Here is a 12588-nt window from a genome sequence, read left to right on the forward strand (position 1 = left end):
TAAAATTGGAGATAAAGTAAAATTATTAAAAATATACAGTTTTTTTTTGCCATTTTTTAATCTATACGGGTATATTTAATAATGATAGACTCCTTTTGTAAACGTTCTTTATGAATGTATAAAGAACGTTGTGAATATATGTAATATTAAGTAAATATTCAGATTATGCTTTTTTACTGACTTTACAGAATCATAAGAGTGTCTTATTTGCACGACACGCAATTATTTTAATCGTTTCAAAAAAACAGGAGAGCATAGTGAATGCTGATGAAATAAAAAAACTTGATAATTATTTTAGAAATATATTCCAAAACTCAGCATTGCAAGTCAGAGCACGGCCTAAAAAGAGTGATTCTTGTGAGGTTTATATGGGAGATGAGTTTTTAGGCATTATCTATCGAGATGAAGATGAAGATGAGCTCTCCTATAATTTCTCAATGGCTATATTAGATATTGATTTAGAAAATTGATTCGTTATTCATAGTTGAATGAAGTCTTTTTTATCCCATAAGATTTATATAAGTTTTAACGCTTTAAAACTCGTATGGTTATTTCGTGCAATAATAAGATGGTCATGGATAATAATGCCTAATGCATTTGCTGCATCTTTTAATCTATATGTCATTGTTATATCTGCATTAGAGGGGGTGGAATCGCCAGAAGGGTGATTGTGGACTAAGATAAGTCCTGATGCGGATAACTCTAAAGCTCGAGAAATAACTTCACGAGGATAAACAGGGGTATGATCAATGGTTCCAGTTTGTTGCACCTCATCAGCAAGTAAGCCGTTTTTCTTATCAAGAAACAAAATACGAAACTGTTCACGTGTTTCGTGAGCCATAACAGCTTTACAATACGCTAACACTTTATCCCATGATGAAAAAATATCGCGCTTAAACAATTGCGCACGAGCAAGACGTCCAGCAACATCTGAAATAATTTTTAAATCAACTGCAGTGGCGGGACCACATCCTGGAATTTCTTGAAGTCGGTGAATATCCGCTCCCAACACATCAGCTAATGAACCAAAACGCGCTATCAAATTTTTAGCTATGGGTTTTGTGTTTGCACGGGGTATTGTGCGAAAAAGCAATAATTCAAGATATTCATAATCTTCAATTGCATTTCCTTTTGACTTTAAATAGCGCTTCCGAAGACGTTCACGATGGCCTTGATAATGTTTATGAAGCTGTGCGTTTTTCTGAGGCTCTTCACTTTTTCTTTCTGATACTGGGGTGAGTGGAGAACTCGATGTTAATGCAAAGTGATTACTTTGAGTATCTTCCTTTTGATTTAATTTTTTAGCCATAACATCTCTACATTGCGTTAGGTATGGGAATTTGGAATATAAAAAATATTTTTAGGAGATTGTGTAAATATTTCATACCCTTCATTTGTAACACCAATTGTATGTTCATATTGTGCTGTCAGAGAGCGGTCACGGGTAACAGCAGTCCAACCGTCAGATAAAATCTTAACTTGTGGTTTACCAAGGTTAATCATAGGCTCAATTGTAAACATCATACCTTGTTTTAATTCAACTCCTTCTCCAGGATTTCCATAATGGAGAATATTGGGAGCATCATGAAAAAGCTGGCCGATACCATGTCCGCAAAAATCTCTCACAATTGAACAGCGTTCAGATTCTGCATACTGTTGAATGGCTGCCCCAATATCACCTGTCGTTGCTCCAGGCTTAACGACAGCGATTCCTTGCATAAGACTTTCATAGGTTATTTTTAGCAAGCGTTCTGCGGCACGCCTAATTTTTCCAACAGGATACATTCGGCTTGAATCCCCATGCCAACCATCAAGGATAAAGGTTACATCAACATTTACAATATCACCTTCTTGCAAAGGTCTTTTATTGGGAATGCCATGGCAGACAACGTGATTGATAGATGTACAGCATGAATGGCTGTATCCATGATAATTTAGATCAGCAGGAAGTGCTCCTCGCTTAGCTCCAAAAATAAATACAAAATCATCTATTTCTTGCGTAGTAACGCCCGGCTTAATAATATCTGTAAGCGCATCAAGGCATTCTGCAGCAATACGACCAACTTCACGCATTTTAGCAAAAGCATAATCATCGAAAATGCGGATTTTTCCATTAAATTTTAAAGGGATTTTATTATATTCGATATACTCAGTCATTGTTTCTTCTATTTTCTATTTTTACTCTCTGAATCGGAAAAATGCCTTCTACACTTACATGACACTTTACAGCATAACATTCTACTCCTGATTTTAATGCTAAATCAAACTTACGTCCATAGAGTGGATCAAGATCATGACAAATTGTAAAAGCTGAGCAATCTTCTCGTTGAATAATATAAAGCATAGCAGCTCGTTTTCCTTGTTGTACAACTCCTATGAGCTCATCAAGGTGACGTGCACCACGTTTTGTTTCGCTATCAGGAAATTCTGCTAATCCTTTCTGACGAATAAAATGAACATTTTTGACTTCTAGGTAACAATCAGGAAGAATGTCATCACGTAAAAGAAAGTCAATTCGTGATTGTGTCCCATAGCGTTGTTCTTTTAAAATTGTTTTATATCCATTTAATTCTGGTAGTAATCCGTTTTGAATTGCTTCTAACGCAAGTTTATTGGGTAAAGAAGTATTAATACCAACCAAAGTATTATCGGCTTCAATAATTTCTAATTGATAGGCATATTTTCGTTTGATGTTGTTATGATAAGAAAGCCAAATATTGGTGTTGAAAGCTGTTAATCCAAGCATTGATCCTGTATTAGGTACAGACACGGTGAGGACATGCTGATCATCTTGTTGAACATCCGCAAGGAAACGTTTATAACGACGGATAAGCTTTGCAGGAAAAAGTTTGGGAATAAAGTGCATATCCCTTTTTTAGGATTTATGATTTCATAATTCAACTGAGATTATGATTTATAGGGGCTGTTCCCTATTAAAAAAGATAAAATTGATGTAAAAAACGCTACGATATCTTATATAAATTGTTATAAATTCCATCGTTCACTTTAATGGCTTTTAAAATTTATTATTAGGTTTAGAAACTATTATCTTTGAATGAAAAGATAGATTATCTATAAGTTATTATTAAACAGCATTAGAGTATTGTGAAAAAGGTTTCGTAAAAATAGTGGAGAGGGAGATAGTTTAAGTGAAACTAGGTAAAATTGATGGCAGGAACGAATAGGAATCGTGAAAATTTAACAAATGGTCCCATTATTATTTTAGTTGAACCGCAGCTTCCTGAAAACATTGGTATGGTCGCAAGGGCAATGGCAAATTTTGGGCTTTCTAAGCTTCGATTAGTCAATCCTCGAGAGATGTTTCCAAATGAAAAAGCTATAGCTGCTGCGAGTAAAGCTGATCATGTCATTAACAATGCTGTGATTTTTAACACATTGCGTGATTCAATTGCAGATTTACACTATGTTTTTGCCACAACAGCACGTGAAAGATGTGGATTTAAAACTGTAAAAAGTGCTGTCGAAGCAGCAAGCGTATTACGTCAGCGTGAAAGTATCGGACATAAGACCGGGATTGTCTTTGGAAGAGAGAGATGGGGACTAGAAAATGATGAAATCAGCCTTGTTGATGAAATTATTACTTTTCCAGTTAATCCTGCTTTTGCGTCACTTAATATTGCGCAAGCGGTTCTTTTAATGTCTTACGAATGGATGAAAGCTGGTTTAGAGAATGTCAGCGATACGGCATTTCGTGCAGCAGAGATGGAACCTGCAAATAAAACAATATTCCATGGTTTTTTATCTCAGTTAGAAGAGGCTTTGAATATCCGTGGGTATTTTAGACCACCAGAACGTAAAGAAGTAATGCTTGCAAATTTGCGCTCTGTTTTTACGCGCGCTAACTTTAGTGAACCTGAGGTTCGTTTATTGCGAGGCATTATATCTTCTTTGGATCATTTTTCGCCACAATATCCACGGGGGAGTAGAGCACCGGAAGAGCGTGATCGTAAAAAAGTTAAAAATAAGTGTGAAAACTAATGGATGAACGACCTGTTCTTTTTTTTGATAGCGGTATTGGTGGTTTAACAGTGTTCAGGGAGGCGCGTATTCTTATCCCTGACATGCAATTTATCTATGTTGCTGATGATGCAGGATTTCCTTATGGAAATTGGAAAGAAAATATTTTGAAAGAGCGTATTTTGAAGATTTTTACAAATCTTTTAACACGTTACAATCCAGCTTTATGTGTAATTGCTTGCAACACTGTTTCTACACTGATGATAGCAGATTTACGACAGAATTTTCCTCATGTCCCTTTTGTAGGAACAGTTCCTGCAATTAAATCAGCTGCTGAACAAACAAAATCTGGTTTTATTTCCGTATTAGCGACTCCTGGAACAGTTAAACGTGCTTATACAAATGAATTAATTAACTCTTTTGCTGGACAGTGTCATGTTCAGCTTGTGGGAAGTAAAAAGCTGGCTGGACTTGCTGAAGATTATTTACGGGGAAAATCTATCGATTCAGAAGAGTTAAGAAAAGAAATCTTGCCATGTTTTGTGGAAAAAAATGGACAATATACGGATGTTATTGTTTTAGCCTGCACACATTATCCTTTTTTGATTAATTTCTTTCGTGAACATGCTTTATGGTCCGTTGAGTGGATTGATCCGGCGAAAGCGATCGCCAAACATATCAGATCTTTATTACCATTGTCGGGAAAGATACACCATCAATATATAAAGAAATATCAAGATTTTGCGTTGTTGACATCGAAAAATATCACTTCTTTAACGGAGAATTTGTTTAAAGGATTTGGCTTAAAACTCATGAAAGGAGTTGACTTTGGGTTACGAGACCAATAATGATGATCTAGCTATTTTTTCAAGAAAATAGCATTAATTGACGTGTCCCGTGGATAACTTTGCATATTGATATGTTAAGGTGTTCTGTCAGTCTTTAGTATTTAAAGGCAGAGGAGGGCGCGTTTCCTTGGGGTCTTAAGATCTCGTGTTTTATTTTATAAGGAAATGCGATGAGTAAACGTGAAACAACAAAGTATAAAATTGACCGTCGTATGGGAGAAAATATTTGGGGGCGTCCAAAATCTCCTGTCAATCGTCGTGATTATGGTCCAGGTCAGCATGGACAGCGTCGTAAAGGAAAACTTTCTGACTATGGGGTTCAGTTGCGCGCTAAACAGAAATTGAAAGGGTTTTATGGAGATATTTCAGAAAAACAATTTCATAAAACCTACGAAGAGGCAGCTCGTCGACGGGGCGATACTGGCGAAAATCTTATCGGTCTGTTAGAATCACGTTTGGATGCTGTTGTTTATCGTGCAAAATTCGTACCTACGATTTTTGCTTCTCGCCAATTTATCAATCACGGTCATGTTAATGTCAATGGGCGGCGCACAAACATTCAATCTTATCGTTGTAAACCCGGTGATGTTATTGAGGTTCGGGAAAAATCGAAACAACTTGTTTTAGTGTTAGAATCAGTGCAATTGGCAGAACGTGATGTCCCTGATTATATTGAAGCAGATCATAAACAGATGAAAGCAACCTTTACACGTATTCCTGCTTTTGCAGATGTTCCTTATGCTGTGCAAATGGAACCTAATCTGGTTGTTGAATTTTATTCTCGATAATTTTTCTGTAAGAGAAATTGTTTCTCTCTTCTATTATGATAACTTCAAAATTAAGTTCTTTTTGTAAATGGTTCTATATTAAGTTTATTGCTATGTTTTATAGTCATAAATTTGTATAGTTCCATTTCTTTTTTGTGTATCTAATTTATAAATTCAAAAAACATAAATGTAAGCTTGCTTTAATATTTGTTTTTATCTTTGCAAAACGAGCCGTTTATTGTGCAGGATATGGTATTATGAATGATGTTTCAGTTGAATATCAGGCAATAGAAGAAAACAAAGGGAGAGATGATCCTTTAATAAGCGAAGCAGATAATTGTCATCCAATGTTTCGTTTTGCTCCTTCAAGCGTAGAATTTAATAAATTGCGCAAACGACTTTTACGTCATATGCGACAAGCTTTGGATGATTTTTCTATGCTCTCTACAGGGAAAAAATGGCTTGTTGCTTTATCGGGTGGAAAAGACTCTTATGGTTTATTAGCGCTTCTTTTAGACTTAAAGTGGCGAGGTCTTTTATCCGTTGAAATTCTAGCCTGTAATCTTGATCAAGGGCACCCAGGATTTCCTAAGCATATTCTTCCAGACTTTTTAAGTTCTTATAAAATTCCATATCGTATTGAATATCAGGATACTTATTCCATTGTTACAGATAAATTGGCAGAGTCGCAGACATATTGTTCACTTTGTTCTCGATTACGACGTGGTAATCTCTATCGTATTGCACGTGAAGAGGGATGTTCTGCATTAGTTTTAGGTCATCATCGTGATGATGTTTTAGAAACATTTTTTATGAATTTGTTTCACGGTGGCCGATTAGCTGCCATGCCTGGAAAACTTAAAAATGATGAAGGAGATCTTTTTGTATTACGTCCTCTTGTTTATGCTGCTGAGGAAGATATGGAAAAATTTTCTCAAGAAATGCAATTTCCAATTATTCCTTGTAATCTTTGCGGTAGTCAAGATGGATTACAACGTAATGCAATGAAAGAAATGCTGAAAAATATAGAAAGACAAATGCCAGGACGTAAAGATACGATGATTCGCGCTTTAACAAATGTACGCCCAAGTCATTTGCTTGATAAGAAATTCTTTGATTTTAAAACGTGTTAATAAAAATTAGATATTTTAAAAATAAGTTTAAAGAGTTTAAGATAAGATACTTATTTATAATGATAATTTATTTTTTTCATTTAAATATCGTCAGATTGTTTTGTTTCAAATTCTCTTATATTGCTTCCATAAAAAATATCCGTTTGCATATCACAAAGGAAATTCTTGTGTGCATAAAACACTCTTGAAAAAAGTTTCCTTTCACTAACCAATGACTGTCGCAATATCAAAAATAGGAAAATAGTACGGTTGTCGATTTGCTCTTTTGTTAATTAAAAATGGTGTACCTTGTGGATTTTATTTTATTCTGTTGCGCCGCCGTCACCGTCATTTAAGGCATTAAATTAAGAGAATATATAACTGCTTGGTATTTTGGGAGTGTATAGCAAACACTCAGAGTAAGGATTGCTCGTAAATTCTCATGAAGTGAGTTACATGATCGGTTCTTGTTATGAAAAATCGCTTTTTTATAAACCAATGCTGATAGAAATCTTCATCATTGAGGACAGAGAAGGAGTTAAATTTTTAAACAGCTATACCATAAAGGTCATAGGCATCCGATTGTTCGATTTTAACGGTGACAAATTCACCAACACGCAGTGGGCGTCGTGATGATATATGGACAACACCATCTATTTCTGGAGCATCGTACTGACTCCGTCCTTTGGCAACTTTTCCTTGACTTTCATCAATAAGAACTTGGAGTCTTTTTCCAATTTTTTTCTTTAAAAGATGTGTAGAAATTTGTTGTTGTTTTGCCATAAAACGATGCCAGCGGTTTTCTTTTACCTCTTCAGGAATATTTTCTAATCCCAAATCATTTGCGGCAGCTCCTTTTACTTCTTCATATTTAAAGCACCCAGCGCGTTCAATTTTTGCTTCTTCTAGCCATTCTAGAAGAATATTAAAATCTTCATTCGTTTCACCAGGAAAACCAACAATAAATGTTGATCGCAAAGTAAGATCTGGACAGATTTTCCGCCATTTTTCAATTCTACGGTTTGTTTTTTCCATAAGTGCGGGACGCTTCATGTGACGCAAAACAGCCGGTGATGCATGCTGAAAAGGAATATCCAGATAAGGAAGAATTTTTTTTGCAGCCATAAGTTCGATAACTTCATCAACATGGGGATAAGGATAAACGTAATGCATACGTACCCAAATACCCATATCGCCTAGTTCGCGACAAAGATCAAAGAATTTCGTTTTGATTGTACGATCTTTCCAAGAATTTTCGAGATATTTAAGATCAACACCATAAGCACTCGTATCTTGTGAAATAACCAAAAGTTCTTTTACACCCGCTTGCACGAGTTTTTCAGCTTCACGAAGAACATCGCTGATGGGACGTGAAGTGAGATCACCACGCAGAGTAGGGATGATACAAAAACTACACTGGTTAGAGCATCCTTCAGAAATCTTTAAGTAGGCGTAATGGCGAGGTGTTAAACGAATACCTTGGGGAGGAACTAAATCAAGAAAAGGATCATGAACAGGAGGAATTGCTGTATGAACAGCTTCTATAACGCTTTCATAAGCTTGCGGTCTTGTAATAGCCAATACATTAGGATATGTTTGGCGAATAGCATCAGGATCAGCACCGAGACACCCTGTTACAATAACTTTTCCATTTTTTTTAAGAGCTTCATCAATATTGGCTAATGATTCTTTCCTTGCCGAGTCAAGAAAACCACAGGTATTCACAATAACGACATCAGCTCCTTGATGTTGACGTGAAATTTCATACCCTTCAGAGCGAAGGCGTGTAATAATTCGCTCAGAATCTACGAGTGCTTTTGGGCATCCGAGGGAGACAAAACTAATACGAGGTGCTACCATGATGATCCTACAATTACTATGAATGATTCAGTTACGTTTTTATTAACTTAAAAATAATGTTCTTTATTTTTATACCTATGCAATACAGTCTGTTACAAAGTTATTTGATTTTTTTCTACAAAATTTTATGTGTTTTTATGCATGCATACAATTTTGTCTTATTATATCGCAAAATTCCATCATTGAGGACGAGGATATAAGGCTGCTTTCTTAAAAGCATTCAAGTTCTTTTCAAAGTACGTGGTGAATATTTTAAAGCTTACTTGCCAAGCCTTGACATAAGTGAAGAACATGGAGGGAAGGGAAAGTGAAATCCGCTCGATAAGGATCTGGATTGTTTATAAACCGAATTGGGGGCATCCTTTGGCTGTGGAGAAGAAGTCAATTGCGTGTGGCACAATAAAAAAATACTCAACAGCTTCTTATTGCGATATATATCGCGTACTATAAGGTTTATTTTTTAATATTTGCGAATAAGTCCGGTAAGTTTGCCTTGTATTTCTACACGCTCGGATTCGTATGTCCGTACTTCATAATGAGGATTTGCAGCTTCTAATGCAATAGAAGCTCCTTTGCGTCGATAACGTTTTAATGTTGCTTCTTTTTTATCAATAAACGCAACAATAATTTCACCTGTTATTGCTGTATTTTGACGTTTCACAATGATCGTATCTTTATCAAAGATACCAGCCTCCATCATAGAATCATCTTTAACTTCTAATGCGTAGTGCTCACCTGTATTAACCATATCGAGTGGAAGAGAAAGGCTGTTTATTTGCTGCAGTATAGCAGAGGCGGGTACGCTTGCAGAAATACGTCCCATAATAGGAATGGTGATATTTTTTTTTTCTTCTTCATCAAAGGGACTCAAGCTTTTTGATATTTCCCTTTTATTTCTTTCTATTATACTGGGAGAAATTTTACGTGCTAAAGAAAGGTTAAATGTTATTTTCTCAGGAAGTCGAATTACCTCCACAGCACGAGCACGATTGGGCAAACGACGTATAAAACCTCTTTGTTCTAAGGCTATAATGAGCTTATGAATACCAGACTTTGAAGAAAGTTCTAATGCATTTTTCATTTCTTCAAAAGAAGGAGGAACACCAGTTTCTTTTATATGGTTATGAATAAACAAGAGTAGCTCATACTGTTTACATGTTAACATTCAATATTCCAATCAAAATAATAAAAATTAGTAAAGTAAAAATACATGTATATATAACATTTTTACAATTTTTATCGCCAAATCAAAATTATTTTCTTTGTTTTTGATCTTATCGTTTAATAAAGAAATATGTTTATTTATAGATATATTTAAATTATTATTTATATACTATATAGCTACATTAATATTAAATAATGTATAAAATATTTTATAGTTCTGACTGAATTATCTAACACCAAATTTTATGACCAGTATTATCCTTTTCTTCTAAAAATATATCTACATGTTTTGTAATTTCTGATATAAAAAAGTTAAATAGAAGGCATTCTATATATTTAGAACTCTCTATGGGTATTTAAAATCATTTTACATACTGCATATTATTTCTGCTTTTTTATTCTTAGTAAAATTATCTACAGCTCTAATAGTGAACACAATTTATAGTCATTCGGGATATTTTCAATGAGACTAAATTTTGCTTCATATCTACTTTATTCTATAGGATAAACTGGCTTTCGTTATATATTCATTATGCATAAATAAAATTATACTCTCAAAATGCCATTGTTGCTCATTGTTCCATTTTCAGGTCTAACGTGTCAACTGCTATATACTATTTTCATGAACCCTAATGTTGCGATAAATTTTGATTATTGAAAGGAGGCATAAAAGGTATTTTCATTTCTTTTTTATAGTTTTATTCTCTCACTTATATTGGTCAAGAAAATGCTTTTTATTGTTTCAATATAAAAAAGATTTGAAATGAGATAAGCTTACAGTATTTGAGATTATCACTCAAGTGATAAAAATGATAAATTATTATAAATCAATATATTATCTTATAAAGCTGTATTCATATTTGAAAATTGAACACTAAAATATAAAGATATAAAAATAATATTATAATAAAAGGTATTTTTTCTTCTCTACCCATTATGCTCAACAACCCATGTGAGGGGAAGGGGGTATTGCTCATAATTTTAACGCTTCGAATCTATGCAATATTTTGCAGTGAAATTTTTCCTTTATTGAAACTTCAAAAAGAAGATTAAAGAGTACTTATACAATGATGAAGTAAAGGGGCGAAAACGGAAAATTATTGATAACTGAAGAAAATAATAATATTTTTTTCCAAAAGGTGTTGACCAAATGGAAAGTCAACCGTATGTTCCCTTCACTTTCTGCAAACTAGATAGTATGCAAACTAGATAGCTTGTGTGAGAGCGCGTAGCTCAGCTGGTAGAGCAACTGACTTTTAATCAGTAGGTCCAGGGTTCGAATCCCTGCGCGCTCACCAAATTTAAGTAATATCAATAGGCTATAAAAAGTTTAAGAATCTTTTTTGTTTTGATTCTTTTTGAAGTTTTTATCGATTCTATAGTCTGTCATTTTCTATCAGCTGTTTTTGGAATAGAGCGGTGCTATGCTGTCTCCATTTTCAACAAACTTACGGATAGGGTTGTACCTGCGTTGGCAGCACATGCGGTTTCTAATTTTCTCAATCCATAGGTGGTTTTTAATACCCACTGCATTACATGATTCGCAAAACAGTTGCTAAAATCACCACTTATTCACACTTATATTATGAAATGAATTTTCTATAAGATGTTGATTTGTTTAAATTTTAATCTTTTTAACATCTACTATAGTACATTTATTTTGTATGAAAACCATAAAAAGGTTAACAATACGTTAATTTCTTGATAGAAGGGGCCAATTCAAGAGTGGTATATGCGCGAGGGGAATCATTTAAAAACGTAAATTCTTCCGTTGCGTACAAAAAGCGTGACGTGGTTTTTACAAGTAGTACTTAACAGAAATAAGTGGACTGAATAGATGCCTTCAAATAGAAAAAAGAAAATTACTTTTATGATTAAACCAACACTTCAATTGTTTTCTATGATCGTCATTTCTCAGTCACTGGTATCTTGTTGCGCAAGCCAAACTATGAATTTTTCAATAAAAGATTCCTATCATAATAAACCAATTAACGTAAACACTTCTGTACTACCTCAACAAGTATCCAATAAGAAGAATCAATCGGAAGAAAAAAAGCGTGGACGAGCGATTGTTGGTAAACCTTATCAAATAAAAGGAAAGTGGTATTATCCTCAAAGTGATCCAACTTATAAACGTGTTGGCGAAGCATCATGGTATGGTTCAGATTTTCATGGACGTTTAACTGCCAACGGTGAAATTTATGACATGAATCTTTTGACTGCTGCTCATCCTACAATGCCTTTACCTAGCTATGCTCGTGTTACTAATTTGAAAAATGGGTCTTCAATCGTTGTTAGAGTGAATGATCGCGGACCTTTTATGAAAGACAGAATCATTGATTTATCAAGGCAAGCTGCGGCAATATTGGGGTATGTAGATAGGGGGGTCGCAGATGTTAAAGTAGAATATATTGCTGAAGCACCTGTTGGCTATTATGATGCTGCATATTTAATGTCCTCTTATACTCCTGGAAATGCTGCCCCATATTCATTAGCGTCGGAAAATGTTGCGAAAAAAAGAGAAACTGTTTTGTTAAAAGAGCAGCGCAATACAAGGAACAAAAAAGAATTAGCTAAAGCAGCTGCTGTTGAACAAGAACAACGTAATAAAACTGTTGCAGTTAAATTGCCAGAAATTGGTCCTATCATGGTTGATAAGCCGATACCATTCGATCAAGTTGCTTCTATAAATAAGCTAAACAAAAAAACAAAGGTTAATTGGCTACAACTGTTTTAAGAAAAAATGCATTGATTTTTTATCTATATAATTTTCTAGTAAAAAAGGTAAGAAATTACGGATTTAGTGTAGGATTTTTATCTTAAAGCGCTTTGTCCTTTTCAAAAAGCGTGGTTGGGTTC

At 34.5% G+C, this 12588-nt stretch carries 10 protein-coding genes, 1 tRNA gene and 1 pseudogene; 7 read left to right on the plus strand and 5 right to left on the minus strand.

From position 1 onward, the window contains the following. The first annotated feature begins 257 nt into the window (after window positions 1-257). A complete protein-coding gene (locus ACFIMP_RS03010; protein WP_375611925.1) occupies window positions 258-470 on the plus strand; it encodes a DUF3126 family protein in 213 nt (70 codons plus the stop codon). Between the two features lie 44 nt (window positions 471-514). On the opposite strand, the gene radC is transcribed toward ACFIMP_RS03010, so the two are convergent. From radC to sfsA, 3 genes are read right to left on the minus strand one after another with little or no spacing between them, the layout of a single operon-like run. Then, window positions 515-1309: a RadC family protein gene (radC, locus tag ACFIMP_RS03015; RefSeq protein WP_375613419.1), complete on the minus strand. Its 795-nt coding sequence runs from the start codon at window positions 1307-1309 to the stop codon at window positions 515-517. A gap of 17 nt (window positions 1310-1326) precedes the next feature. After that, window positions 1327-2157, minus strand: coding sequence for a type I methionyl aminopeptidase (gene map, locus ACFIMP_RS03020; RefSeq protein WP_375611923.1), 831 nt, complete (start codon window positions 2155-2157; stop codon window positions 1327-1329). Further along, complete coding sequence (sfsA, locus tag ACFIMP_RS03025; protein ID WP_375611922.1) at window positions 2150-2866, minus strand: DNA/RNA nuclease SfsA; 717 nt, start codon at window positions 2864-2866, stop codon at window positions 2150-2152. The genes map and sfsA overlap by 8 nt, the downstream gene beginning before the upstream one ends. Before the next feature lie 302 nt (window positions 2867-3168). On the opposite strand from sfsA, the pseudogene ACFIMP_RS03030 reads away from it, so the two are divergent. From ACFIMP_RS03030 to ttcA, 4 genes and pseudogenes are all read left to right on the plus strand, one after another. After that, window positions 3169-4006, plus strand: a pseudogene (locus tag ACFIMP_RS03030) (RNA methyltransferase). After that, complete coding sequence (murI, locus tag ACFIMP_RS03035; protein WP_375611921.1) at window positions 3999-4826, plus strand: glutamate racemase; 828 nt, start codon at window positions 3999-4001, stop codon at window positions 4824-4826. Before ACFIMP_RS03030 ends, murI begins: the two are co-directional and overlap by 8 nt. A gap of 170 nt (window positions 4827-4996) precedes the next feature. After that, the gene (gene rpsD / locus ACFIMP_RS03040) at window positions 4997-5614 is read left to right on the plus strand and encodes a 30S ribosomal protein S4 (RefSeq protein WP_273722651.1); all 618 of its coding nucleotides are present in this window, start codon (window positions 4997-4999) and stop codon (window positions 5612-5614) included. A 236-nt stretch (window positions 5615-5850) separates the two neighbouring features. Continuing rightward, on the plus strand, window positions 5851-6726 hold the full coding sequence (gene ttcA, locus ACFIMP_RS03045; RefSeq protein WP_375685971.1) for a tRNA 2-thiocytidine(32) synthetase TtcA: 876 nt from the start codon (window positions 5851-5853) through the stop codon (window positions 6724-6726). Window positions 6727-7251: 525 nt separating this feature from the next. On the opposite strand, the gene rimO is transcribed toward ttcA, so the two are convergent. Both rimO and lexA read right to left on the minus strand, forming a co-directional pair. Further along, window positions 7252-8565: a 30S ribosomal protein S12 methylthiotransferase RimO gene (gene rimO, locus ACFIMP_RS03050; RefSeq protein ID WP_375613421.1), complete on the minus strand. Its 1314-nt coding sequence runs from the start codon at window positions 8563-8565 to the stop codon at window positions 7252-7254. A 460-nt stretch (window positions 8566-9025) separates the two neighbouring features. Further along, a complete protein-coding gene (gene lexA / locus ACFIMP_RS03055) occupies window positions 9026-9730 on the minus strand; it encodes a transcriptional repressor LexA (protein WP_273791042.1) in 705 nt (234 codons plus the stop codon). 1221 nt (window positions 9731-10951) lie between these two features. Here lexA and ACFIMP_RS03060 point away from each other — a divergent pair. Both ACFIMP_RS03060 and ACFIMP_RS03065 read left to right on the plus strand, forming a co-directional pair. Further along, window positions 10952-11027 (plus strand) — tRNA-Lys (locus tag ACFIMP_RS03060). Between the two features lie 539 nt (window positions 11028-11566). Further along, entirely contained in the window at window positions 11567-12466 is a 900-nt protein-coding gene (locus ACFIMP_RS03065) for a septal ring lytic transglycosylase RlpA family protein (protein WP_375610370.1), read from the plus strand. The last annotated feature ends 122 nt before the right edge of the window (window positions 12467-12588 follow it).

Source organism: Bartonella sp. AP65SXKL (genome assembly GCF_042195725.1).
GTDB lineage: Bacteria > Pseudomonadota > Alphaproteobacteria > Rhizobiales > Rhizobiaceae > Bartonella.